This window comes from Methylacidimicrobium sp. B4, from assembly GCF_017310545.1.
Classification (GTDB): Bacteria; Verrucomicrobiota; Verrucomicrobiia; order Methylacidiphilales; family Methylacidiphilaceae; genus Methylacidimicrobium.
The window spans coordinates 691601-715879 of sequence record NZ_CP066203.1 but is presented as its reverse complement, the minus strand read 5'-3'; the positions used below and the strand labels follow the sequence as shown (position 1 = coordinate 715879).

18 protein-coding genes are annotated in these 24279 nt (G+C 61.5%); 13 read left to right on the top strand and 5 right to left on the bottom strand.

What is annotated here, in order from left to right:
• The first annotated feature begins 3 nt into the window (after positions 1-3).
• Positions 4-1893 carry a 1-deoxy-D-xylulose-5-phosphate synthase gene (dxs, locus tag MacB4_RS03465; RefSeq protein ID WP_206864463.1) on the top strand — a complete coding sequence of 630 codons (1890 nt, stop codon included), beginning with the start codon at positions 4-6 and terminating at the stop codon, positions 1891-1893.
• A 49-nt stretch (positions 1894-1942) separates the two neighbouring features.
• A complete protein-coding gene (locus tag MacB4_RS03460; protein WP_206864462.1) occupies positions 1943-3136 on the top strand; it encodes an argininosuccinate synthase in 1194 nt (397 codons plus the stop codon).
• Between the two features lie 5 nt (positions 3137-3141).
• Here the strand turns inward: MacB4_RS03460 and zwf are convergent, their stop codons facing one another.
• Positions 3142-4650 carry a glucose-6-phosphate dehydrogenase gene (gene zwf / locus MacB4_RS03455; RefSeq protein ID WP_206864461.1) on the bottom strand — a complete coding sequence of 503 codons (1509 nt, stop codon included), beginning with the start codon at positions 4648-4650 and terminating at the stop codon, positions 3142-3144.
• Between the two features lie 190 nt (positions 4651-4840).
• Here zwf and MacB4_RS03450 point away from each other — a divergent pair, with 190 nt between their 5' ends.
• The 5 genes from MacB4_RS03450 (at position 4841) to MacB4_RS03430 (ending at position 8938) form a co-directional block, all read left to right on the top strand.
• Positions 4841-5527: a dienelactone hydrolase family protein gene (locus tag MacB4_RS03450; protein WP_206864460.1), complete on the top strand. Its 687-nt coding sequence runs from the start codon at positions 4841-4843 to the stop codon at positions 5525-5527.
• 537 nt (positions 5528-6064) lie between these two features.
• Entirely contained in the window at positions 6065-6466 is a 402-nt protein-coding gene (locus MacB4_RS03445) for a recombinase family protein (RefSeq protein ID WP_242529305.1), read from the top strand.
• Positions 6459-8087, top strand: a complete 1629-nt coding sequence (locus tag MacB4_RS03440; RefSeq protein ID WP_206864459.1) for an IS200/IS605 family accessory protein TnpB-related protein — start codon at positions 6459-6461, stop codon at positions 8085-8087. Before MacB4_RS03445 ends, MacB4_RS03440 begins: the two co-directional genes overlap by 8 nt.
• A gap of 177 nt (positions 8088-8264) precedes the next feature.
• Positions 8265-8513, top strand: a complete 249-nt coding sequence (locus MacB4_RS03435) for a type II toxin-antitoxin system Phd/YefM family antitoxin (protein ID WP_206864458.1) — start codon at positions 8265-8267, stop codon at positions 8511-8513.
• Positions 8489-8938, top strand: a complete 450-nt coding sequence (locus tag MacB4_RS03430; protein WP_206864457.1) for a type II toxin-antitoxin system VapC family toxin — start codon at positions 8489-8491, stop codon at positions 8936-8938. The genes MacB4_RS03435 and MacB4_RS03430 overlap by 25 nt, the downstream gene beginning before the upstream one ends.
• Before the next feature lie 421 nt (positions 8939-9359).
• On the opposite strand, the gene MacB4_RS03425 is transcribed toward MacB4_RS03430, so the two are convergent.
• Positions 9360-11270 carry a tetratricopeptide repeat protein gene (locus MacB4_RS03425; RefSeq protein ID WP_242529304.1) on the bottom strand — a complete coding sequence of 637 codons (1911 nt, stop codon included), beginning with the start codon at positions 11268-11270 and terminating at the stop codon, positions 9360-9362.
• A 1053-nt stretch (positions 11271-12323) separates the two neighbouring features.
• On the opposite strand from MacB4_RS03425, the gene MacB4_RS11365 reads away from it, so the two are divergent.
• The 4 genes from MacB4_RS11365 (at position 12324) to MacB4_RS03400 (ending at position 18058) form a co-directional block, all read left to right on the top strand.
• On the top strand, positions 12324-12887 hold the full coding sequence (locus tag MacB4_RS11365; protein WP_370569395.1) for an AbrB/MazE/SpoVT family DNA-binding domain-containing protein: 564 nt from the start codon (positions 12324-12326) through the stop codon (positions 12885-12887).
• Between the two features lie 58 nt (positions 12888-12945).
• The gene (locus tag MacB4_RS03410; RefSeq protein ID WP_206864455.1) at positions 12946-14136 is read left to right on the top strand and encodes a Fic family protein; all 1191 of its coding nucleotides are present in this window, start codon (positions 12946-12948) and stop codon (positions 14134-14136) included.
• 632 nt (positions 14137-14768) lie between these two features.
• On the top strand, positions 14769-16676 hold the full coding sequence (locus tag MacB4_RS03405; RefSeq protein ID WP_206864454.1) for a hypothetical protein: 1908 nt from the start codon (positions 14769-14771) through the stop codon (positions 16674-16676).
• Between the two features lie 173 nt (positions 16677-16849).
• Positions 16850-18058 carry an ISL3 family transposase gene (locus MacB4_RS03400; protein ID WP_206864453.1) on the top strand — a complete coding sequence of 403 codons (1209 nt, stop codon included), beginning with the start codon at positions 16850-16852 and terminating at the stop codon, positions 18056-18058.
• On the opposite strand, the gene MacB4_RS03395 is transcribed toward MacB4_RS03400, so the two are convergent.
• Positions 18012-22010, bottom strand: a complete 3999-nt coding sequence (locus tag MacB4_RS03395) for a hypothetical protein (protein ID WP_206864452.1) — start codon at positions 22008-22010, stop codon at positions 18012-18014. The two genes, MacB4_RS03400 and MacB4_RS03395, sit on opposite strands and share 47 nt — an antisense overlap.
• A gap of 548 nt (positions 22011-22558) precedes the next feature.
• Between MacB4_RS03395 and MacB4_RS03390 the strand changes: the two genes are divergently transcribed.
• Complete coding sequence (locus MacB4_RS03390; RefSeq protein ID WP_206864451.1) at positions 22559-22726, top strand: hypothetical protein; 168 nt, start codon at positions 22559-22561, stop codon at positions 22724-22726.
• 361 nt (positions 22727-23087) lie between these two features.
• Positions 23088-23396 (top strand): HEPN domain-containing protein, encoded by a 309-nt coding sequence (locus tag MacB4_RS03385; protein ID WP_024807655.1) that lies wholly within the window; start codon positions 23088-23090, stop codon positions 23394-23396.
• A 24-nt stretch (positions 23397-23420) separates the two neighbouring features.
• Here MacB4_RS03385 and MacB4_RS11320 read toward each other — a convergent pair whose 3' ends face one another.
• Positions 23421-23720 carry a transposase gene (locus MacB4_RS11320; protein ID WP_255551668.1) on the bottom strand — a complete coding sequence of 100 codons (300 nt, stop codon included), beginning with the start codon at positions 23718-23720 and terminating at the stop codon, positions 23421-23423.
• Positions 23721-23745: 25 nt separating this feature from the next.
• Positions 23746-23991: a transposase gene (locus MacB4_RS11315; protein WP_255551667.1), complete on the bottom strand. Its 246-nt coding sequence runs from the start codon at positions 23989-23991 to the stop codon at positions 23746-23748.
• Positions 23992-24279: the final 288 nt, after the last annotated feature.

The following is a 24279-nucleotide window of genomic DNA, read 5'->3' as shown; positions in this document are numbered from 1 at the left end:
GCCTTGGCACGTCTACTCGATGGGATCGATTCGCCGGCGGATCTCAAGAGGCTCTCGATCGCGGAGCTGCCTCAGCTGGCCGAGGAGATCCGCCAGGAGATGATCACGGTCCTGGCGAAGAATGGCGGCCATATTGGCCCGAACCTGGGGGTGGTCGAGCTGACGATCGCCCTCCATTACGTCTTCCAGACGCCGGAAGACCACTTTCTCTTTGACGTCAGCCACCAGGGCTATGTCCACAAGCTCCTGACCGGCCGCCGCAAGCGCTTTGCGACGATCCGGCAGCCGAACGGGCTCTCGGGATTCCTCAACCGCGAGGAGAGCGAGCACGATTGCTACGGAGCGGGCCATGCCGGCACCGCCCTCTCCGCGGCCCTGGGCATGGCGGTCGGCCGCGACCGACGGGGCGGGAAGGAGAACGTGGTCGCCGTCTGCGGAGACGCGGCGTTCACCTGCGGCGTCACCTACGAGGCGCTCAACAACGTCTGCGACCAGACCCAGCGGCTGATCGTGGTCCTCAACGACAACGAGTGGTCGATCGACAAGAACGTCGGGGCGATCGCGAGCTACTTCAGCCGGATCGTCAGCCATCCGACCTACTCCTGGATCCGAGACCGGGCGGAGGAGTTCCTGAAGAAGATCCCCAACCGCGGGGTCCTGCGGGCGGCGCGGAAGGCGGAGGAGGCGGTCAAGAGCCTGCTCCTGCCGAGCGTCATCTTCGAGGAGCTCGGGCTGACCTACTACGGCCCGGTCGACGGCCACGACGTGGCGATGCTGATCTCGATGTTCGAGTTCCTCAAGCACCAGGAGCATCCGGTCCTCTTCCATGTGCTGACCCAGAAGGGAAAGGGCTTCGCCCCGGCCATGGAGAAGCAGAAGAAGTTCCACGGCCTCGGTCCCTACCACCCGGTAACCGGGGAGACGCCGGCGAGCGAGGTCGTGACCTGCTCCCAGGTCTTCGCCGACACCCTGGTCAAGCTGGCCGACCAGAACCGGAACGTAGTGGCGATCACGGCGGCCATGCCGAACGGGACCGCGCTCGACCGGTTTCAACCGAAGTTCCCCGACCGCTATTTCGATACCGGGATCGCCGAGGAGCACGCGGTGCTCTTTGCGGCGGGGCTGGCCACCAAGGGGTTCAAGCCCTACTGCGCGATCTATTCGACCTTTCTGCAGCGCGCCTATGACCAGATCGTCCACGATGTCTGCCTCCAAAACCTCCCCGTGGTGTTCTGCATGGACCGGGGGGGGCTCTCGGGAGACGACGGGCCGACCCACCACGGGCTCTTCGATATCGCCTACCTGCGCTGCGTCCCCAACATCACCCTTCTCCATCCCAAGGACGAGGACGAGCTGGCCGACATGCTCTTCACGGCCATGCACCATCCCGGCCCCGTTGCGATCCGGTATCCGCGCGGAGCCGGCTCCGGCGTCGCCGTGAAGCCTTTCCCGGAGATGATTCCGATCGGCCGGGCCGAGGTCCTCCAGCACGGGAGGGATGTGGCGATCTTCTGCTTGGGGATGATGCTGCCGATGGGCCGGGAGCTCGCGACGGCCCTCGAGGCCGAGGGGATCTCGGCCGCCCTGATCAATCCGCGGACGGTCAAGCCGCTCGACCGGGGGACCCTCGAGTTCTTCGGCCGGAGCGTGGAGGCGATCGTCACCATCGAGGACCATGTCCTGGCCGGCGGCTTTGGGTCGCTCGTGCTCGAGGCGCTCTCCGAGCTGGGGATTGCGGTCCCCGTCGTCCGGATCGGTTGGCCCGACCAGTACATCGAGCATGGCAAGGTCGATCAGCTGCGAAGGAAATACGGCCTGACCGTCCCGGCGGCCCTGGAAAAGCTCCGTCCCGTCCTCAAGCGAAGGCAGAGCTCCTTCGGGGAGATCGCGTAGGCGGGATTCCCCGGTCGGAAAGAACATCCGTTTTGTACGGGAAGCTTCCATGAAAATCGTTCTGGCCTATTCGGGAGGGCTCGACACCTCCGTGATCCTCAAGTGGCTGACCGAGCAGTACCAGGCCGAGGTCATCGCCTACTGCGCCGACGTCGGACAGGCGGAGGAGCTGACCGGCCTCGAGGAGAAGGCGTGCCGGACCGGGGCTTCCCGCTGTGTCATCTCCGATCTCCGGGAGGAGTTCGTCCGGGACTATGTCTTTCCGATGCTGCGGGCGGGAGCGCTCTACGAGGACCAGTACCTGCTGGGCACCTCGATTGCGCGCCCCCTGATCGCCAAGAAGCAGGTCGAGATCGCCCGGGAGCTCGGAGCCGACGCGCTCGCGCACGGAGCGACCGGGAAAGGGAACGATCAGGTGCGCTTCGAGCTCACCTTTGCGGCCCTCGCCCCGGACCTGCGCGTCATTGCGCCTTGGCGGGAGTGGGAGCTTGCGGGAAGGGCCGATCTGATCCGCTATGCGGAGAAGCACGGGATCCCGGTTCCCGTCACGCAGGCCAAGCCCTACTCGATGGACCGCAACCTCTTCCACATCAGCTACGAGAGCGGGGTCCTCGAGGATCCGTGGCAGCCCCCGCCCGCCGATCTCTTCCGGCTGACGCGCGATCCGGAGCGTGCCCCCGATGAGCCGGAGACGGTCGATCTCGACTTCGAAGGCGGAAACTGCGTCGCCGTCAACGGGAAGGCCCTCTCCCCCGCGGAGGCCCTGGGCGCCCTCAACGAGATCGGGGGGAGGCATGGCATTGGCCGCGTCGACCTCGTCGAGAACCGCTTCGTCGGGATGAAATCGCGCGGGGTCTACGAATGTCCCGGAGGGACGATCCTCCGCTTCGCCCACCGCCAGATCGAGACCTTGACCCTCGACCGGGAGGTCATGCATTTGCGGGACTCGCTCCTGCCCCGCTATGCCGAGCTGGTCTACTACGGGTTCTGGTTTGCGCCGGAGCGGGAGTTTCTCCAGGCGGCGATCGAGCAGAGCCAGCAGTACGTGACCGGCACGGTCCGCCTCCGCCTCTTCAAGGGAGCTCTCCAGACGCTGGGCCGAAAGAGTCCCTGCTCCCTCTACAATCCCAAGCTGGCGACCATGGAGGCCGACCAGGGAGCCTACGATCCGCGCGATGCGGGCGGCTTCATCCGCTTGAGCGCCCTCCGGCTGCGCACGCTCGCCCGGCGGCAGCGGGGGTAGGCGCGCTACTCGCCGTCCTCCGGGCTCTCGAACCAGCTCCTGCCGTCTCGGGCGATCAGGACCTGCGCCGCCTCGGGCCCCCAGCTCCCCGCCGCGTAGTTGGGGAAGTCGGTCGGAGCGTTGGATTCCCAGACTTGCAAGATGGGATCGACCAGGGACCAGGCCGCCTCGACCTGGTCGGCGCGCATGAAGAGGGTGCCATCCCCCAGGATCACATCCCGCAGCAGGGTTTCGTAGGCTTCCGGGGATTCGGACTGGAAGGCGTCGGGATAGGAGAACCGGAGGTCGACCGGGGTGAGCCGGATCGTCGGCCCCGGCCGTTTCGCCTGGAAGTTGAGCAGGATGCTCTCCTTGGGCTGGATATTGAGGATCATCCGGTTGGGATGCCACTGGTCGACCGCGATCTCGGGAAAGGCCTGGTGGGGGACGGGCCGAAGGCTGATCACGATCTGGGAGACGCGCTGCGGCAGCCGCTTGCCCGTCCGCAGGTAGAACGGAACGTCCTGCCAGCGCCAGTTATCGACGAAGACCTTGAGGGCGACGAAGGTCTCGATCAAGGAGCTTGGGGAAACACTCGGCTCGCTCCGGTAGGCGGGGACATGCTGGCCACGTACCCAGCCCGAGCCATACTGGCCGCGCACCGCCAGCCGGTGGACGGCTTCCGTGGGGAAGGGGCGGATCGCGTGGAGCACGTCGGTCTTCTTGTTGCGGACCTCTTCCGCCTCGAAGGAGACCGGCGGCTCCATTGCCACGGTGCAGAGGAGCTGGAGGAGGTGGTTCTGGACCATGTCGCGCAGGGCGCCGGCATGCTCGTAGTATGCGCCCCGCTGCTCGACCCCGATCGTTTCGGCGACCGTGATCTGCACACTGTCGATGTAGCGGCGGTCCCAGATCGGCTCAAACCAGGCGTTCCCAAAGCGGAGGGCGAGGATGTTCTGGACGGTCTCCTTGCCGAGGTAGTGGTCGATCCGGAAGATCTGCTTCTCGGCGAAGACCTCGGCCAGGGAGCGGTTGAGCGCTTCGGCCGAGGCGAGGTCCCGCCCGAAGGGCTTCTCGACCACGATTCGGCTCCCGGGGGTGTTCTTGCCGAGCCCCACCTTCCCCAAGCCCGTGGCGATCGGCTCGATGAGCGTCGGCGAGACGGCGAGGTAGAAGACCGGGTTGGCGGGCCCGCCCCACTGCTGGGAAAGGTCTTCGATCGCCTTGGCCAGGACCCCGAAGGTATCCGGATGGGCGAGGTCTCCGCAATGGTATTGGGTGAGGGAGGTGGCAAAGGTCGTCCAGGAAGCCTCGTCGAGCTTGCGGCGGCAGAAGGATTCGACGCCGGAGCGGAAGTGGCCCAAGAGCTCCTCCTTGGTCATCTCCTTGCGGTCGACGCCGACGATGGCGAACTTCTCGGGAAGCCATCCTTCGGCCGAGAGGCAGTAGAGGGCGGGCACGAGCTTGCGCCAGGCAAGGTCGCCCGCAGCGCCGAAGATGACGAGGACGGTGGGGGAGAGCGAGGAGCGGTTCATGGGGGAGTTTCCCTGTTCGGTGGTTGACTCGGGTGCCGGCCCGCGCGCGGCTTCGCCGGAGCTTCTTCCGGTCGGTCGGGGGAAGAGTAGAGGATGGCTCCCCGGCAGCGCAAGCCGGGAAGCGCCTTGCGGCAGAGGAAACCTGGAGGTAATTTACCCAAAAGGACCGTTGCCGATCGTTCTTGTCCCTATGGCCAGAAAGGGAGGATGGAAGGAGGAGGTCGAGGTTGCCCTCGGCGAGATCCTCTTGCCCGGCACGCTCGAGGTGCCCCCCGCTGCCGGCGGGATCGTGCTCTTTGCGCATGGCAGCGGCTCGAGCCGCTTCAGTCCCCGCAACCGGTTTGTGGCCGAGATCCTCCGGAGGAGTGGCTCGGGCACCCTGCTGTTCGATCTCTTGACTCCCGAGGAGGAAGAGGAGGACGAGCGGACCGCCGCTCTCCGCTTCGATATCCCATTCCTGGCCGGACGGCTGGAGGGCGCGGCACGCTGGCTGCGAGACCGCCTGGGCGACCCGCGCATGGCTCTCGGCTACTTCGGCTCGAGCACCGGCGGCGGAGCGGCCCTGGTCGCCGCCGCCCACGAGGGCGAGGAGATCGCCGCGGTCGTCTCCCGGGGAGGCAGGCCCGATCTTGCCGGGGCCGCCTTGGCCCGGGTGCGGACTCCGACCCTGCTGATCGTCGGCGGGGAAGACCATCCGGTGCTCCGCTTGAATCGAGAAGCGCTGCGCGCGCTCCACTGCGAGAAGGAGCTCGCCATCGTCCCCGGAGCGACCCATCTCTTCGAGGAGCCGGGAACCCTGCAGGAAGTGGCTCGATTGGCCGCCGATTGGTTCCATCGCCATTGGCCGAAGGCGGGCCCTCCCGAATCGGGCGATTGACCGGCATTCCCCGATCGCCCATCCGCGGGACTTTGCGGGGGTCTCCCCTCCTCGATCTCTCCTCTGCGCCCCTGGCCAAGGGTGACATCCTCTGGTCAAAGGACATGCACGAGGGCCTGGTCCACGGGGACCGGCTTTGGATCCCTGGAGCCATTCCTTGCCGCCGGATCTCTCCGCTCGGGTGGCAGCATGGGCCTGGGGGATGGCGGGGACGCGGACCTGCATCAGGCAGGGAATGCGACGGAGAGGTTGGCTTAAATTAGCCAGGCCCGTTATTCAAGCGAAGGCCGATTCGTTTTAATAACGGGCGGAGCGAATGAACGGATCGCAGGGGACGGACGCGGAGAACCGCAGGCTTGGTTCCGATATCGAGAGGAGCGCAGGGGGCGAGCGCGTGCGCGCCTACGTGCCTGCGCCGTTGCCCCTTGGGCAAGCCTGCGATCTCCTGGCTTGGCCAGATCTTGCACTGGTGAGCAAGGGCTGCCAACAGTTGACTAATCCATAGATATAAGTCATTTTGCATGGCATTATTTTCCCATGAAGCTGAGCGACTGGGCAAGGCGGCAGGGGATTGTCTACAAGACGGCTTGGCGGATGGGGAAGGACGGGAAGATGCCGGTGCCTGTCGAGCACCTGCCGACCGGGACGGTGATCGTGCATGCGGAGGAGAGGCAGCCCGGCGGAGTTGCCCTTTACGCGCGCGTCTCCAGCGCCGACCAGAAGGCCGATCTGGACAGGCAGCTGGCGCGGCTGACGGAGTGGGCGCTCGCCAAGCGGTTGCCGATTGTCGATGCGGTCAAGGAGGTCGGCTCCGGGATGAACGGACCTCGCAAGGGGCTCTTGCGGCTCTTGCGCGATCCGAGGTTCGGCGTCATTCTGGTCGAGCATCGGGACCGGCGGATGCGGGCGAAAAAGGCGCTGGAGGCTCTGCATGAGTGATCGTCCGGTCTTCACCTACCAGACGCGCTTGAGGCTGACGGAGGGGCAGGTCGCGGCTCTGGACGCCTATGCGGATCTCTACGGGCGAGCCGAGCGGACACTCTTTGCCAGGATGCGGGTGGGGATTCCGATGGGCGATCTCAAGTTTGAGTTCCTGCGGCGCTTTGGGATCACCGCCCGGCAGTTCAACGCGATTCGCGTGGGCCTCGAGGGCAAGATCGCCTCGATCCGGGAGCGGCTTCCAGAGTGGATCGCCGAGGCCGAGTCCCGCATCCAGAAAGCCGAAAGGGTCATTGGCATCCTCTCGGCGAGGGAGCCGGGCTCCGAGAAGTTGCACCAGAAGAAGCGGCGGCTTGGGAGCCTTCGCGCCAGGCTCGCGGCGCGGATCGCCGACCGGGACTCGGGTCGCGTCCGCCTCTGCTTCGGCTCCCGCCGCCTCTTCCGCAAGCAGTTTGCCCTCAAGGAGAACGGCTACGGCAGCCATGCGGAGTGGAAAGAGGATTGGCAATCCGCACGGAGCGGCCAGTTCTTCGTGATCGGCTCGAAGGACGAGACCGCGGGCAACCAGTCCTGCCGGGCTTCGGCCGAGGACGACGGCAGCCTGACCCTGCGCCTGCGTCTTCCCGATGCGCTGGCCTCGGATGGCAAGCTTCTGGTCATTCCCGGCGTGCGATTCGCCTATGGCCAGGAGGAGATCCTTCAGGCGCTTGCCGCGAGCCGGATCGTTCTGTCGCAAACCAAGGGCGGCAAGCCTGTCCGGAAGCGGGAAGGAGTGGCCGTGAGCTACCGCTTTGTGAGGGACCGGAAGGGCTGGCGGGTCTTCGCGAGCGTCCCGGCCAAGCCCGTTCCCATGGCGACGAGCCGTCTGGCGGGAGCGCTTGGGATCGACATCAACCACGACCATCTGGCCGTGGCGGAGACGGACCGGTTTGGCAACCTGCGGCGGGCCCTTCGGGTGGATCTCAACCTCTACGGCAAGACCGAAGATCAAGCCAAGGCGATCATCGGCGACGCGGCGAGGAGGATTGTGGAGATGGCCCGGGAGCGTGGTCTTCCCCTGGTCCTTGAGCGGCTGGATCTCAAGAAAAGGAGGGCTGAGCTTGAGGTGGCAAGTCCATCCGCCGCCAGGAAGATCTCGTCGTTTGGCTACTCCAAGACCATTTCCCTGCTCAAGGCGGCCTCTTTTCGAGCCGGAGTCGAGGTGATCGAAGTCGATCCGGCCTATACTTCCGTGATTGGCGCGGTGAACCATGCGCGTCGTCACGGTGTGAGCTCTCACCAGGGCGCGGCCTATGCCGTGGCCAGGAGAGGCTTGGGCCTCTCCGAGCGTCCGACCGTGCGGGAGGCCGTCGCGCCAGCCCGCAATGGCGGCCACCTCACCTTTGCCCTACCCGCGAGGAATCGGGCGAAGCATGTGTGGTCGTTCTGGTCGGAGGTTCGGAGGAGGCTCAAAGCGGCGCATGCAGCGCATGCCCGGTCGGGAGGCTTGCGAGAGCCGCCCGCGCCTTTGCTCCCGGAAACGCGGGCATTGGGCGCAACCTGGGCATTGCCGGCGCAATCCCGGCACGCGAACCGTCGGCAGAACTGTTCGGCCGACGTCATCGATGACCTTCCCTGGTAGTGGAATGGTTGTCTATGATTTTAGGAACGGTAGCGAGCTCGATGATCCAGAGGGGAAAATCGGGTGAGCTCCGCCGTGGCTGCAGCGGAGGGGTCCCTCGATCCGCCCCCATTTCCGACTTGCGGGATCTCTCCTTTGAAAAGAATCTAGCTTTAGTCTAGATGAGCGGAGCGCGGCATGATCTCCCCTGCTTCTATTCCTCTTGCCGAGGCAAAGAACAAGCTCTCCGAGCTCATGGATCGAGTGAGTCGGGGCGAGGAGATTGTCATCAGCCGCCACAATATCGACATTGCCCGGATCGTTCCGATCGGGCGTCCTCCCCGGCGAGACATCCTCGAGGCCATTGCCAAGATGCGCGCGACCCGCAAGCAGAGAAGTGCCAGTCTTGAGGAGATCCTCCAGTGGCGCAGCAAGGGACGCCGTTGAGCCGGGAGCTCGTTCTCGACTCCTCAGTCACCCTCTCGTGGTTCTTCGATGGGGAAGCCACAGCCGCCACGGAGGCGTTGCTCGATCTGCTCCACAACGGTGGAAAGGCTATTGTTCCGGCACATTGGGCATTGGAGGCTTGCGACATCTTGCTCATGGCCGAGCGGCAGAAGCGTTGGACCGTTGCCGAGTCGAGCCACTTCCTGACCATCCTTGGGAGACTCCCCATCGAGACAGATCCGCAAACGGCTCCCCGAGCGGCAACTGCGAGCATGGAGCTGGTGCCCTCTCTTGGGCTCACGCTCTCTGACGGTGCCTATCTTGAGCTGGCGATGCGCCGCAATCTCCCCTTGGCGACACTCGACAAGGAGCTGCGCACTGCCTCTCTGAAGACCGGCGTTCCCTGCCTGCCTGAGGGGCCCTGACCATTGGCCGCCAGTGCTCCCGAAGGCCGGCCAGGGCTAGAAGAAAGAAAGGCGATCGCGGAAAGGCAAGCCTGCCTTTCCCGGCGAGGAGCGGAGCGGTCCCCGGCCCCGGGCCGAGCTCCTCCCAATCGGGCTCCCCGCGGAATAGCGTGGGCCAGGGGTGCGGATTTTCGGTTCAGGGAGGGCAAGAAGCGGCGTTCTTGCCATCGGTCTTCGACGGATTTTTTGGGAGAGAGGAGGCCGATCCGGTGTGCAAGAAGTTCCGGCGTCAAGGGTTGCTGCCGAAAGGAAGCCTCTGGGCGCTCCGAGGCAACGCATGGACGCGGAGCGAGGAGCAGAAGGGTCTGCGTCGTTCCCTTTGCGCCGCCGATCCTCGGTTGGGACCACCACACAAATTTTTGGACACGCTCCCCTATTCCGCTTATTTTCGTCGTGCTTCGAGGGCAGCAAGACGTTCCTTCGCATCGGCATTCCCCTGTTCGGCCGCTTTTCGATACCAATAGACCGCCTGAGCATAATCCTGCGGAACGCCCTGGCCATGCGCATAGGCGAACCCTAGATTATATTGCGCCTTGGCATTCCCCTGTTCGGCCGCTTTTCGATACCAAAACACTGCCTGGGTGGAATCCTGCTGGACGCCTTCCCCTTCGTCGTAGGCAAAGCCCAAAGCGAATTGCGCCACAGCATCCCTCTGTTCGGCTGCTTTCCGAAACCAATAGACCGCCTGGGTGGAATCCTGCGGAACGCCTTGGCCATGCGCATAGGCGCACCCTAGATTATATTGCGCCTTGGCATTCCCCTGTTCGGCCGCTTTTCGATACCAAAACACTGCCTGAGCGTAATCCTGCGGGACGCCTTGGCCTTCATCGTAGGCGAACCCTAGATTATATTGCGCCTTGGCATTCCCCTGTTCGGCTGCTTTTCGATACCAAAACACTGCCTGGGCGTAATCCTGCGGGACGCCTTTGCCTTCGTTGTAAGCAATGGCCAGGTTGAATTGCGCCGCGGCATCTCCTTGTTCGGCCGCTTTTCGATACCAAAACACTGCCTGGGTGGAATCCTGCGGAACGCCTTCCCCTTCGTCGTAGGCAAAGCCCAAATTGAGTTCCGCCGCGGCATCTCCTTGTTCGGCCGCTTTTCGATACCAATAGACCGCCTGGGTGGAATCCAGCGGAACGCCTTTCCCTTCGTCGTAGGCAAGGGCCAGATTGAATTGCGCCGCGGCATCTCCTTGTTCGGCCGCTTTTCGATACCAATAGACCGCCTGAGCATAATCCTGCGGAACGCCCTGGCCATGCGCATAGGCGAAGCCTAGGTTACATTGCGCCTCGGCATTCCCCTGCTCGGCTGCTTTCCGAAACCAATAGACCGCCTGGGCGTAATCCTGCGGGACGCCTTTGCCTTCGTGGTAGGCAAGGCCCAAATTGAGTTCCGCCGCGGCATTCCCCTGTTCGGCTGCTTTCCGAAACCAAAACACGGCCTGGGTGGAATCCTGCGGGACGCCTTTGCCTTCTAAGTAGGCAATGGCCAGATTGAATTCCGCCGCGGCATTCCCCTGTTCGGCCGCTTTTCGATACCAATAGACCGCCTGGGTGGAATCCTGCGGAACGCCCTGGCCATGCGCATAGGCGAAGCCTAGGTTACATTGCGCCGCGGCATCTCCTTGTTCGGCCGCTTTCCGGAACCAATTGACCGCCTGGGTGGAATCCTGCGGAACGCCTTTGCCTTCGTTGTAGGCAAAGCCCAAAGCGAATTGGGCCTTGGCATCCCCCTGTTCGGCTGCTTTCCGAAACCAAAACACGGCCTGGGTGGAATCCTGCGGGACGACTTTGCCTTCTAAGTAGGCAATGGCCAGATTGAATTCCGCCGCGGCATTCCCCTGTTCGGCCGCTTTTCGATACCAAAACACTGCCTGGGCATAATCTTGTGGAACGCCTTTGCCTTCGTTGTAGGCAAAGCCCAAAGCGAATTGCGCCACGGCATCCCCCTGTTCGGCTGCTTTCCGAAACCAATAGACCGCCTGGGCGTAATCCTTCGGAACGCCTTTGCCTTCAGAGTAGGCAAGGCCCAGGCTGAATTGCGCCTCGGCATTCCCCTGCTCAGCCGATTTCCGATACCAATAGATTGCCTGAGTATAATTTTGAGGAACGCCTACACCAACATAGTAGGCGCGGCCGCTGATGAATTGCGCCTCGGCATTCCCCTGCTCAGCCGATTTCCGAAACCAATAGACTGCCTCTGTAAAATCTCGGGGAACGCCTTTGCCTTGGTAATAGGCAAAGCCCAGCTTGCATTGCGCTTGGGCATCCCCCTTCTTGGCCGCTTGCTCCAATTCCGCTAAGTTGTTGGCAGCTGCTAGAAGGCTGGATATGCTTAGAAGTAAGCTAGTTGCGGCAAGAAGATATAGTTTTTTCACAAGACCTCCCAACGGGTTTTTCATCTCCTGTGGGCTAAGCCTCAAATTCAGTTCAGCTCCGAGCTGGCACAGGGCAAACTTACCCATAGCGCTCATCGAACGACAGCCATAAATGACCTTAGGGACGTCAACAAGAGGTCTCCACGGGAGGCGAGTTTGGGAGCGTCCCTTGGGGGCTCCCCGCTGAATTAAGTGAGTGAGATGGACGGGATTTTCGGTTAAGGGCTAGCAAGACGCGGACTTCTTGCGATCCGTCTTCGACGGATTTTGGGGAGAGACGAGGCCGTCAAGAACACTCATGCTTGCGGGATGGACGCGAACAAGCCTTTTGTTGCGGCGCTGCCACTGGGTTGGGAAGGGAAGGTGAGCCAGAGTGGGCATTCCCCGAACGAGCATGCTGACAAGATCTCGCTACGGTTTGGAGTAAGATCATCGGTTCGCCTCTCCGGAATCTCGAAGACTTTCCCCCCACGCAGGACACCGTGCAGAAGCTTTGGAGGCAGATGAACTTCTGGCAGTACCGGACCGAGTGGATCCCTTGGGTTTCTCGGTCGACTGTCCGGAGCGTGCGGTTCGGCGGGAGAGGCGGTCGGTCGACCAGGAGCCCAAGGAGTGCAGGAGTGCTAACGTCCAGGGCTGGCGTCAAACGGAGCCTCTGGGCGCTCCGAGGAAACGAATGGACGCGAAGCGAGGAGCACATGGGTCTGCGTAGTTCCCTTTGCGCCGCCGATCCTCGGTTGGGAAGAGCCATTGGGTTGCGGGAGGCTCTCCCAGAGATCCTCTCCCCGGAGGATCCGCAGGAACTCCGCTGATGGCTCCCTTGGGCTGACCGAAGTCGGCTTGCCTCCTTCCGAAGATTTTCCAAAACCATCCGAGAGCACCTGGGGGGAATCATCGCCTTTCTCCAGACTCGGATCCCCAACGGAACCATCGAAGCGATCCGCGGGCGGATCCAGCTTGCCCAAAAAGATGGCCAGAAGCTTTCGAAGCTTCCGCTACCAGAGCATTGCCGCGTTCCTCAAAGCCGGAAAGTTGCGGCATCATCTTCCGGCTCTACCTACGGGAAACGGAGAAGAGGCATTTAGCAGGATCGCAATGCAGGCCGCGAAGCGGGCCCATCGCTTGGCCGTCCGTCTGCCGGCGACGGTCGTCGACGCGCTGGAGCGAAAGGAAGGCGACGAGATGGAAATTCCTGTTGCCGCTGCGCGAGCCTTTGCGGTCGCCCGCAATCCTGGGCCGGAAGAGCTCCTGAAGCGCCTGCGCGCGTTTCGTGCACGACTGTCCGCTAGGACAAGGCGAATGCCCGGTAGCTTCCTCGATCCGTCGTTGATCTCGCTTCTGCGCCCCTGGCCAATGGTGACACCCTCTGGTCAGAGGACATGCACGATGGCTTGGTCCACGGGGACCGGCTTCGGATCCCTGGAGCCATTCCGCGCCGCCGGATCTCTCAGCTTGGGTGGCAGAATGTGCCTGGGGGATGGCGGGGACGCGGACCTGGCTCAGGCAGGGAATGCGACGGAGAGGCTCGCTTAAATTAGCCAGGCCAGTTATTAAAGCGAAGTCCGATTCGTTTCAATAACGGGCGGAGCTAATGAAAGGATCGCAGGTGATGGACGCGGGGAACCGGAGGCTTGGTAGCTATGTCGAGAGGAGCGCAGGGGGCGAGCGCGTGCGCGCCTACGTGCCTGCGCCGTTGCCGCCCGATCCCCCGCTCGAGCTGGGGCGGTTCATGAATGTCTACGAGTGCGCGATCGCCTCCATCGGGCGCCTTGACGGTGTGACCACGATCCTGCCATCGACGCCGCTCTTCCTCTACATGTACGTCCGCAAGGAAGCCCTGCTCTCCGCGCAGATTGAGGGCACGCAATCCTCGCTGTCCGACCTGCTCCTGTTTGAAAATCACGAGGCGCCAGCCGTCGGCCTCGACGACGTGACCGAAGTGTCGAACTATGTCGCGGCGATCTACCATGGTGTTTCGCGTCTGCGCGGTGGATTTCCTCTGTCGCTCAGGTTGATTCGCGACATGCATGCGATCCTGCTCAAGTCCGGGCGTGGCGCCGCAAAGCAACCGGGCGAATTCCGCCGCTCGCAGAACTGGATCGGGGGAACCCGTCCCGGTAACGCCCTGTTCGTGCCTCCGCCGCCAGACAGGCTGGATGAATGCCTGGATGCGCTGGAGCATTTTTTGCACACCGAGGACCCGGCCCTCCCTCCCCTCATCAGGGCGGGCATGGCCCACGTCCAGTTCGAGACGATCCATCCCTTCCTCGACGGGAATGGACGGTTGGGCCGGCTGCTCATCACGCTGATCCTGTGTGAGGCCGGGGTGTTGCACGAACCGATCCTCTACCTGAGCCTCTTCCTGAAATCCCGGCGCGACGACTACTACCGTCTGCTACAGGAGGTTCGGGAGGCGGGCGCGTGGGAGAGCTGGATGGAGTTCTTCCTGTCCGGCATCGCGCAGACGGCCGAGCAAGCAGCCGAGACGGCGCGCAAGCTCATGGCGCTGTTCGAGGACCACCGGCAGAAGATCGCCGGCCTCGGTCGATTGGCCTCGTCGGCACTTCGGGTCCATGAGCTGATGCAGGCAAGTCCGATCGTCACCATCAAGACGGCTTCCGATAAGCTCGGCATTTCTTTCCCGACCGCCGGCGCGGCCTTGGAGAATCTCGCCAAGATCGGCATCGTCCGGGAGTTTACAGGACGGCACCGTGGCCGGATCTACTCCTATTCGGACTGTCTGGCGTTGCTTGACCAGGGAACCGATCCGCTGCCGCTCTGAAAAGGCAGAGCTTCCTATTGGGTGGGCGCTGCTATTGTGGCGAAAACCGTCGCTCCACTTTTGCGAGGCGAGTGAGTGGCGAACCCTCCTTCGATTCTTGGCTCCCCGCAGAATGGAGTGGCCAGGGGTGCGGATTTCGGTTCGAGGGGGGGGCAAGAAGCGGCGTTCTTGCCATCGGTCTTCGATGGATTTTTTGGGAGAGAGGAAGCCGTTAAGGACACTTCGATCTCGTAGATCTTCCTTGACGACGGATAGCCAGACTGGGCCGCCTGGTTGAGGCTTGCGGGATGGACGCGAAGAAGATTTTGGCTGTGGCGCTGCCAATGGGTTGCGAAGGGAAGGTGAGCCTCTCACGCATCTCTTCCCTCCTGCTCCATCGCAAGGGGTCGATGCTCTGCTCTTTTTTTACCCATGAACACCTCCCGTTCCCGCCAGGGGTCCATTCCCATATCGTTAGGGAATCATTCTCGGCTGTCCTCTGCTAGCTCCTTCAGAACGACTCATTTCCGTTTGCCTCCCGGAGCAGAGCCATGTATGATAGCATCTCGGCATGGGCAGAAAGCACGATCTGAGCAATTACATTCACCGGGGCTGCCAGGACTGAGGATCCGGCACCCTAGGAGCACTCAACCATGGGCAAGGCCATACGCGGGAAGAGGGAAGCACAAGGCCCAACACCGCAGCATCAGTTCTTAGATCCGAGCCAGGAGAGGATATACGAAAACCTTCGTATCCTCGGCCTAGGGCCGGCTGCGTTTTTCCAGGACGCTTGCTCGCTCATGGCCAATCCCCAAGGACTCCAAACTACCTTGAACCTGGTAGCGCATCTGCTGCGTGAGATGGAAAGCGCACTCCGTAGCGCCTTCCTGCCGTTGACCGGCGAGGCCCGGCGGAAAAAGTCTCCCAACAAAAGCCGTAACCGTGATGCTTGTCCGTTACTCCGCTTATACCAGGAATGTCAGAAATGGGTTCATCGCCGCGGTCTCGCTTCGCCGCCACCTGTGGATAAAAAGTTTCTAGAGTTTTGGAAGGAGAGACGATCTTTGGTTGAATCCCACCTGCAGAAAGAGGGTGACCTCGGTTCAGGGTCGCTTGCGTTTTTCCAAGACGCCTGTCGGCTAATGGAGAATCCCGATAAGCTCCAATCTACGGCACACCTAGTGGCACATCTGCTACGCGAGGCTATCGGCCCGGCTTTAAAACCGCTACTCCAAAAGAAGACGGAAGATGGGGCAGACAAATCGCGCCAGAAGGAAAACCAGAGGGAAGAGATATGTGTTATCCTCCGTTCTCTGGGTATACCGGAAAAGAGTTCCGTGTCCCGAGCATGGTTTGCGTTGGCTGACAAACTTCCCAAGATGGCTCATCGGTGCGATCTGGATCCGCCGCGACCCGTGGATGAAATCCGAGAGCTCTGGACCTCAGGTCAGTTTTGGCTTGAGCTTCTATCGCCAGCGTTGCGGAATAACTTTTTCAAATGGCTTTCGGTCCTCGATAAGCTTTTAAAGGAACCGCAACCTACCAAAAATCATCTGCAAACACTTACCCAGAAGGTCCCCAACAATCGCATCTTCCGGCAATACTTCTTCGAGCGGAGTGAAGCGCCCGCATGGCTAGAGCTCCTCAAAGGAAAAGGGTGGTTTCAACATCCCCCTCAAGTGGAGTACGACGACAAAGAAGGCTGCGTTAGCTTTTCTCGGTGGCCCGAGGCCGGGTATCTCGTTCGGGCAGCTAAACGCAAGCCGGAGCTTGTGGCGCAAATCATCCAGGAGATGGATCATACCGATAACCCTGCGGTGCTGCTGGATTTGGTAGGGGCGCTGCTCGCCATGCCGCCAGATCGGTCGATTAGCCTAGTGGATAAAGTCGTTCACTGGGCAGAATGCCCTTATCTATGTACGGAAAAGCTTCCGAACAAATTGGGGGAGTTGCTCGCTCACTGGGCAAAAGAAGGGCCACCTGAAAAGAAGGATGAGGCCTTGCGTGTAGCTAGCGTTCTGCTCGACATCCTGCCGGCCAACGAGGCGTTTCGTCCTCCCTTTGAACCGCAAGCGCGTTTGGATGTCTGGAATTACAAGCGGTTTCTTAAAAACCATTACCTAAAGACTCTTATACCGGGAATCGGCCTGCCCGCGCTCAAGCTCCTGTGCGATCTCCTGGGGAAGGCCATTGGCCGTTCCCGGATGGAAGGGCCGGAGAGGCGAATGGAAGATGACTCCTTCATCTGGCGTAACACGATTGAGATCGATCCTCAAAACATTGATCACACCATAAGGGACGCGTTGGTATCCGCTGTTCTCGACGCCTCCACAGCTTTAGTTAAGGCCGGGCAGATGACAATAGAAGAGGTCGTGATTGTCCTCGAATGGAAGCGCTTCAAGATCTTCTGGCGCATCGCGCTCCATCTTTTGAGGGTCTTCTCTGGCCAAGCAGAAGCGCTTGTGGCCCCAAGGTTGACGGATCGATCGTTGTTCGAGGACGAGGCATTGGTGCAAGAGTATGGGTTCCTGCTGGGAGAATGTGGCTCCTCGCTGAATTGAGTGGGTAAGGGGGGGAGCGGATTTTCCGTTAAGGGATGGCAAGAAGCGGGGTTCTTGCCATCCGTCTTCGACGGATTTTTGGGGAGAGAGGAAGCCGTCAAGGACACTTCGACTTCGTCGATCCTCCTTGACGGCGGATTGCCAGACCGGGCTGCCTGGTGGATGCTTGCGGAATGGACGCGAACAAGCTTTTTGCTGCGGCGCTGCAACTGGGTTCGGAATGGAAGGTGAGCCGGAGTGAGCTCTCCGCGAAGGAGCACACTCTGAAGATCTGGCTCGATTTTCAGCAAGGTCATCGGTTTCCCTGTCCGGAATGTCGAAGAGCTTCCCCCGTACACGACACGGTGGAGAAGCGGTGGAGGCACAGGAACTTCTGGCAGTACCGGACCGAGTTGATCGCTCGGGTTCCTCGGATCGACTGTCCGGAGCATGGAGTTCGGCTGGTGGAGGTTCCTTGGGCCAGGGCGGGGAGCGGGTTTACTCTCATGATGGAGGCGGTCATTTTGATGCTTTCCCGGGAGATGTCGGTTTCCGCGATGGCGGAGATGCTCAAGGAGCAAGATACCCGGCTCTGGCGGGTCTTGGGGCACTACGTGGAAAAGGCCTACCGACGCGAGGACTGGAGCGAGGTCAAGAAGATCCTGGTGGATGAGACCAGTAGCAAGCGGGGCCACCGTTACGTGACGGTCGTTACCGATGCGGAGAGCCGGAAGCTGCTCTTCCTTGCCGAGGGGAGAGGAAAGGAGGCTCTGGAGGCCTTCGCCAAGGAGATGAAGGAACATAATGCCGATCCGGGGCAGATCGAAGCGATCTGCATGGATATGAGCCCCTCCTACATCTCTGGAGCCCGGGAGTTTTTTCCGAAGGCGGAGAGGATTTTTGATCATTTCCATGTCATGCAGATGGCGGGAGAGGCGGTCGACCAGGTGCGCAAGGAGTTCGGGCGTCAAGGGTTGCTGCCGAAAGGAAGCCTCTGGGCGCTCCGAGGTAACGAATGGACGCGAAGCGAGGAGCAGAAGGGTCTGCGGAGTTCCCTTTGCGCCGCCTATCCTCGATTGGGAAGAGCCATTGGGTTGCGAGAGGCTCTCCAAGAGATCCTCTCCCAGGAGGATCCCCAAGAGCTCCGCTGGTGGTTCCGGTGGGCGGATCGCAGTCGGCTTGCCCCCTTCCGAAGACTCTCCAAAACCATCAAAGAGCATCTGGGGGGAATCATCGCCTTTCTCCAGAGCCGGATCACCAACGGAACCATCGAAGCGATCAACGGGCTGATCCAGCTGGCCAAAAGGATGGCCAGAGGCTTTCGGAGCTTCCGCTACCTGAGAATTGCCGCGTTCCTCAAAGCCGGAAAGTTGCGGCTCGATCTTCCCGCCCTACCCACTTGAAACAGCGAAGAGGCCGAAATTCCGCCGGAACCTCGGCCGGCACTGCATCGCACGCCGCGAGCAGAACCTTTCCGATCTTGCTCCAACCTCTATCTGCGCTCGCGCACGCCCGTTCGAGCGACGCAGCTGTTACCGCGGGCGCACGGAGCAGGAAATGGCGTTTTGCAAGCCGAAGCCATGCACTCACCACCAGGTGCTCCACATCGGCAAGAACAATGAAACCAGCTGGTCCCTTGGGCAGCAGGCTGGTCCAATCATGGTGAGTCATCAGCAGCTCGACCGGCCGTGTCGCACGGTCAATCGCTACCCGGACCGACGCTACCGCCCGCCAGGGCCACGGTAGGGACCTATCGCGCAGAGCCGTCTGCGCATTGATGGTGTTGTCGACGAAAAGCCCTGCTACGAATTTCAACCAAGGATCGATCGTTGCAGACAGGTCGGCGCGCGATGCGCTCAAGGACCATTGGTTGAGCATGGTGCTCGTCACCGCGCCTCGCGCGGCTAGCGCGAAAACCGCGCTCAACATTCCACTGAGGACCAGCTCCGCATCAACTGGATCATGCTCAGGTATGATTGCATCGGCAGCAAGGGAGTCCCCTGCGCCGAGGCCATCTTTTTTGAAAGAACGGCGGCACAGAGCCAAACTGGTTGTCCAATCACCAACTGCCTCTGGAAAATCCTCGAGCATTAGGCTGCGCAGTCGGTGTTGTAAGCGCAATCTATTGAATGCGTAACGAATCAGGCTGTAGGGGGAGGTTTTCAACCGGGCTTCCAACTTCCGGAAGTGCGAATCGCCCAAGCCACTAGCAAACTCGAATTCCAGGATATGTAGCCATGCCGCATCGCTGGGCGTCGGCGTTCTTTGGGCCTCCTTCACGGGCTCCAGGCTGCTGCACCATGCCGGAGGGGGCTCAGTTAACCTGGTCGGGGGCGAGCCCGCAGTCGACCGCACCATCCAGATGATGGTGAGGTTGGCGCGCTTTCGTAGGAGATATGTGCTTTCATCAGCGGCGTCGGACGGGAGCCGATCGATCGCTTCGAATCCTTCGACCGCACAATCGAGAGCGCCGCGATGATCGCCGCTTTTCCAGCGCGCAAATGCTTCGTCGACCCACAGACCCGCGCAGTAGAGGGCCGCATTGACGCTGTCCGCCAGCAACCGGGCACTGCGCAACCAGCCCGCAGCTTCCTTCCAGTGACCCAATCGCGCTGCAGCGACCGCTGCAAGTCGATGCGAAACGGTCTGTTGGCGATCGAACTCGTCACGCTGGGTCCAGCGCGGGAGCAGCTCCCGCCAGATTGCTAGCGCATCCGAGGCATTGCCCTTGCGCAACAAGATCAACGCGCGACCATCTTCCTGGACCGGTGATGAGCCGATCTCTGCCATCATCGCGTCCGCGCGGCGCAGCGCATCGGCTGAGTCGTTGAGATTTTCATCGGTCAACCGCGCAATGGCGTAGGCCGCACCCTGGGCCAAGCCGAGTAGCGCACAGCGGCGCGCCAGCGCATAGGTATCCTCGAAGACCCGTCGACATGCGATCCAGTCCGGCGTCTCCAATTGCGATTCGGCCAACCATACGCGGTCGAGGGTCTGTCGAGCCGTAGATTCCCGGCCGCCGACAAACCACAAAAGACGGCGGACCACCGTCGGATCGAGCGGCTCGCACGCAAGCAGCAGCGACGACAAGCTTTGCCGATCCACCACATGCGAGCTAAGCGTGAAGCCAGCCACTCCGGCCAGATCGGGAATGCCGTCCGGTCCGGCCATGGTGCGGTCGAATTCGGGCTTATGGATGGCGACGAGCACCTCCTTCAATTCATCCCCGAGCCGGATGTATTCGAGGCTCATCGCTACGATCTGCGTCATCGGCAGCTTCACTTCTGTCCGCAGCAGGACTTGCCCGAGAAAGAAGTACCGCGCCAGTCGTTGCGGTGTATCGTTGACCGTCGCCGGCAATTCTTCATCTATGCTGGCAATGACGGCCGCAGCGCCCTTATCGTCGCGAGCCGCGGCCGCCAAACGGAACTGCAAGCTTCGCAGCAGAACAAGTGAAGAGGCGTCGGTCTCCGGGCGAATCGCACTTTTAATGCCCACGAAAACGAACCAGCCCGCGCTCCGTGCCAGGGCCTCCCAAGTCTCGTTGTCTGCCTTCAGGATACCGGAAGAGAGATGCGCTACTGCCGACCAATTCTTCGATGCCGTGGCATGGAACAGCATCGTCGAAACATCGATCGGCGAGAGGATCTCGAAGCTCAGAAATCTCTGGGCGATATCCCAATGCATCTGCGTTGCCCAAGCCTCGCCCTGGATTTCCACGCCGAGATTGCGCAGGACGGGCGAGATCCTGTAGAGCCCGTCTGCCACCACTTCGACCCAGGGTCCAACCAGCCGATCCAACGCGAGTCCCGGCTCGGGGATAGGCGACTGTAAATTTGCAATTGCGATCGCCTGGCCTTTGGGCAGAGCGTGAGGCGTCAGGCTCAGCCGGTAGGCGAGCTCGCGCGTCGGGAGATCCAGCGCGGTAATCAGCCGCCTCGCTTCCTCCTGCGCTTTGACTACATCGGTGGGCGTTGCAAGCGCACTTGGCATTTCCGGCGTCGGGAAACCTTGTTCTTCGAGTGTGGCGATCCGCGCATGCACGAGCTGCGCATGGCCGCTGGTATGTAATTCGATGAAGGCAGCCCACCCATCGACGACGGGCGGGCCCGGACATCCCCGGAGAATCAGAAATTCTCGAATCTCATCCCGCGAGAATGCCGGGGTCGACATCATCCCGCTTTCGGGCAATGCCAATGCGAGGCTCAAGCGCTGCGGCAGCGCTATGGCGGAAGTAACGATGAGATGGCCGCTGCGCTCACGGACAATAGCTGCAATTCGCTCCATGGGCGCCTCGAGAGCGCGCGCATCGGCAGGCAGCTCGATGTTATCCAGCACGAGATTTTTGATCCCCTCCTCTGCGGCAAGCTCGCCGACGACACGATCGAGCAGATCGGCGAGTGTTGCAGCCGGCACCCCACGCATATCGACCCATCCCCAAGACGAGGTCGATAGGGCAGTGTGGCCAGCGGCGGCAATCGATTTGCCAACGCCGGTGCCCCCTTGCAAAACCAGCACAGGATCGGAAGAAAGCCGAGCCGCGATCTCGTCCATTATCGCCTGGCGACGGTAATAGCGTGCCGGTAGCGGCGGTGGACGACCGATCCAACTCGCCCTGCCACCGATTGCCATCGGCAATGGTCCGGCAGACTTCCAATGTTGCTCAAAAAAGCCGCGTAGCATGTTCGCGGTTGCGGCCGGCATCGAGACGTATGTCCGCTCATAGAAAAGCTCCCACAGCTTCGCGCGTGTCAGAAACGGGTCCTTCTCCCGCGTCGCAGTCTCGAAGACTGTCTTGAATAGCGAGTCCGCTACCTCCTTGGATTTATCAGGCGCAACGAAAGCCTCTTTTCCAAGCAGGACAAGCCGATCCTCGATCTCGCGGACGATCTCCGGAACCTCTTCGGCCTCGGTGTCCCATTCGACTACGGCAATCATCCGCTTCCAAATCTCTGCGTCCGACGCCTCTTGCAAAAATGTTTGCACCCGCAGCGAAACCTTTGCTTCGTCCAAGAGAAAGTCCGCAATCGTCCGAGCAGTGCGTCCGCGCTCGCCTTCATCCTCCAATGCGCGGCTCTCGGTCCAAAACCGCAATCCGCCAATGCCGGGCCCGAAGGGAGCGCCCTGCTCAACGCCAATTCCGGACGTAGTCAGGAATCGAAACTTTATGTTGCGCTGTGGATTGCGTTGTTGATGCTCCCAGGCGTTGTTGATGGCCTTGATCACATCGGGCGACCTCAACGTGATATTGCCAGCCACGTTCTTGACCTGGACAGTCTCCGCCCCGGTGCCGCTGATCCGGTCGAAGTCTTCCGCCCATTCGAGGTAGAGGCGTTCCTCGTCCCCCAGCTTCATCCAGACGAGGACGCTCCTCCAGAATTGAGCCTCGTAGCCGCGTATCGATGCCACCGCTTCTCGAGCAGGGTCGTGGATTAACGGCTGGCTATCGGTAGCGGGCCCCATCGTCAATACCATGAGGTATGCCCAGGATATCAGCAACGAGCATTGAACGTCGCGATCACAACGAGGGGAAAGGGTTGCCCGTGGGTTGATCAGTCCACAATGTTCGTCCGAATGGAGCAAGAGCGGAAGTTCCGGCTCCTGACGGCGGTCCTGTCGAATCTCTGACGATTCGTTGGCGTCGAGATGCCCGATGGCCGACGGCAGCGTTTCGCCTAGCTCGTGCGCGGAATGGCATCAACCCATGCCGCCATCGCACACGATGGACAGCATCTGGACACGAGTCGTCAAAAGCGGAAAGCCCCATTCGACCCTTCATCCCCAATCTTGGCAGGGGTTGTGCTTTGTTCCAGCGAAAGTTCTGCCCGAGGCTGGGGCGCTTGGCGTTGGCAGCCCGATCGAGCGATGGTAAGCTCAAGAACTTGGAGGAGAAGAAGCTTTCGATGAAGCGGGGCAAGCCAACGGAGGCGACCGAGGAGCTGAGCACGCTCCTGCCGCTTTGCGACGAGGCCTGCCAGAAGATCAATGGCGAGAGCCTTCTCGGTCTTTTGCTCTTCGGATCGGTGGCGCGCGGGATGCCCGGTTCGACTCTGACCTCGATCTGCTCCTGATCGTTCGGGATCTGCCTCGGCGACGCCGAGAGAGGTATGCTGGGCTTGGCGGCGAGGCGGTCCAGTCGCTCGAGAAGGCGCGGGAAGCGCTCTTCCTCCGGGGGTATCCCTCAGAGAGCTCCTGGATCTTTCGCACGCCCGAGGAGCTGCGGGAGGGAGCTCCCTTCTTCCTCGATCTCCCGGAGGAAGCGAAGATTCTTTTTGAGAGAGGAGGCTTCGTTTCGGAGTTTCTCCAGAGGATCCGGCAGATGCGGACGCGGGAAGGCGCGCGAAGGATCACGCTGGCCGGGGTGGAATGCTGGGATTTTCGAGGCCCCGGAGGAAAAGGAGGCTTGGCTTCCTTTGCTCTCGATGACTCAAGTTGAGCTGGCGTGCTTATCTACGCTTGGCCGAAGATCGGCTGGAGGCGCTCGGAGTCTTCCGGGAGAGACGATCCTACGCCAATCTTCGGCGAGAGGCGCAAGAGAGGGTTGCGCTTGTGCTCAAAGCGGCTTTGCGATTCCTGGGGATCGATCCTCCGCGGGCGCACGAGGTCGGGAGCCTTGTTGTGGCAGAGCTCGAGGCCTTTCCGACCGAAGCCTTTTCCGCAGCGGAAGGAGAGGAGGCCTACCAGTGTGCGGCCTTGGCCGTCCCCTGGCTCCGGAGGCTGTTGAGCAGCCAGGCCCATTGAAGGAGCCCAAGCCCTGGGCAAAGCTCACGAGGAGGTGAGGGCGTTGGCCTTGTCCACCACTTCCGGCAGAAGCCCCGAGTCGGCCTGGAGCACGATCTTGACCTCGGGCCAATGGGTGCGGAGGTGTCCCACGATCCGGAGGATCTCGGCAAGGGATCCCTCCGCCGCATCCGGGTTCGATGGCCGAAGCCGCACACCGAGGAGTTGATCTTTAGCGAAGATGGAGAGCGGCAAATCACAATACGCATCGGAAACCCCAAGGAAGAAGCGCTCGGGCTCTTGTCCGTAAAGAGGGATGTTGGGCGCATCAAACCCGAGCACCACCTCCTTGGGAGGCTGGGGATGCGCTTCAAGGGAGAGATCGACCAATCACCGATCGACGGTTTCGGCTGAGGAATCGATCTTGTGGTAGCGTTCTCTTCGACCCACCCGTTCCAGGCGGCTCAAGCGTACTCTTGCCCGCCAGATCCTCTCCCCGATCCCTTTTGCCGCTCAGGAGAGCCACCAACGGATCGATATGCAGCTGCTCGTGGTCATTGAGAGCCTCGTAGCCTAGCGCAATCCCGAAGATGCGGGGTACCTGCATCTCTCGCATCCGATGTACGATGCGCCCCGGATGGCGTCGATCCCGGAAGCAGCGCTCCAGCCGTCTTCACAAACGGATCTTCCGATCGGCTTTTCGTAAGAGGATCGCGCCCCCATCGCTCGAAACCCGTCCTAGGGGAATCCCGCTTTCCCCCAACGCGAAAAATAGGCTCTCAACCCAAAAGTCTCTTCGATCCGCTCTGTCAGAGAAGGCCGCTTTCCTTCCTTGTTGTAATTACGTCTGCTTAACGCACTTTATACCAGGGAAAGGTGGCCTTTCCTGTGCTCTTCTGCAGGC

Bases quoted from the DNA above. Each gene is read 5' to 3' on its own strand.
- MacB4_RS03460 (WP_206864462.1), top strand. From the start codon at position 1,943: ATGAAAATCGTTCTGGCCTATTCGGGAGGGCTCGACACCTCCGTGATC.
- zwf (WP_206864461.1), bottom strand. From the start codon at position 4,650: ATGAACCGCTCCTCGCTCTCCCCCACCGTCCTCGTCATCTTCGGCGCT.
- MacB4_RS03450 (WP_206864460.1), top strand. From the start codon at position 4,841: ATGGCCAGAAAGGGAGGATGGAAGGAGGAGGTCGAGGTTGCCCTCGGC.
- MacB4_RS03445 (WP_242529305.1), top strand. From the start codon at position 6,065: ATGAAGCTGAGCGACTGGGCAAGGCGGCAGGGGATTGTCTACAAGACG.
- MacB4_RS03440 (WP_206864459.1), top strand. From the start codon at position 6,459: ATGAGTGATCGTCCGGTCTTCACCTACCAGACGCGCTTGAGGCTGACG.
- MacB4_RS03435 (WP_206864458.1), top strand. From the start codon at position 8,265: ATGATCTCCCCTGCTTCTATTCCTCTTGCCGAGGCAAAGAACAAGCTC.
- MacB4_RS11365 (WP_370569395.1), top strand. From the start codon at position 12,324: ATGGCCAGAAGCTTTCGAAGCTTCCGCTACCAGAGCATTGCCGCGTTC.
- MacB4_RS03410 (WP_206864455.1), top strand. From the start codon at position 12,946: ATGAAAGGATCGCAGGTGATGGACGCGGGGAACCGGAGGCTTGGTAGC.
- MacB4_RS03405 (WP_206864454.1), top strand. From the start codon at position 14,769: ATGGGCAAGGCCATACGCGGGAAGAGGGAAGCACAAGGCCCAACACCG.
- MacB4_RS03400 (WP_206864453.1), top strand. From the start codon at position 16,850: ATGGACGCGAACAAGCTTTTTGCTGCGGCGCTGCAACTGGGTTCGGAA.
- MacB4_RS03395 (WP_206864452.1), bottom strand. From the start codon at position 22,010: ATGAAGCTGGGGGACGAGGAACGCCTCTACCTCGAATGGGCGGAAGAC.
- MacB4_RS03390 (WP_206864451.1), top strand. From the start codon at position 22,559: ATGAAGCGGGGCAAGCCAACGGAGGCGACCGAGGAGCTGAGCACGCTC.
- MacB4_RS11315 (WP_255551667.1), bottom strand. From the start codon at position 23,991: ATGCGAGAGATGCAGGTACCCCGCATCTTCGGGATTGCGCTAGGCTAC.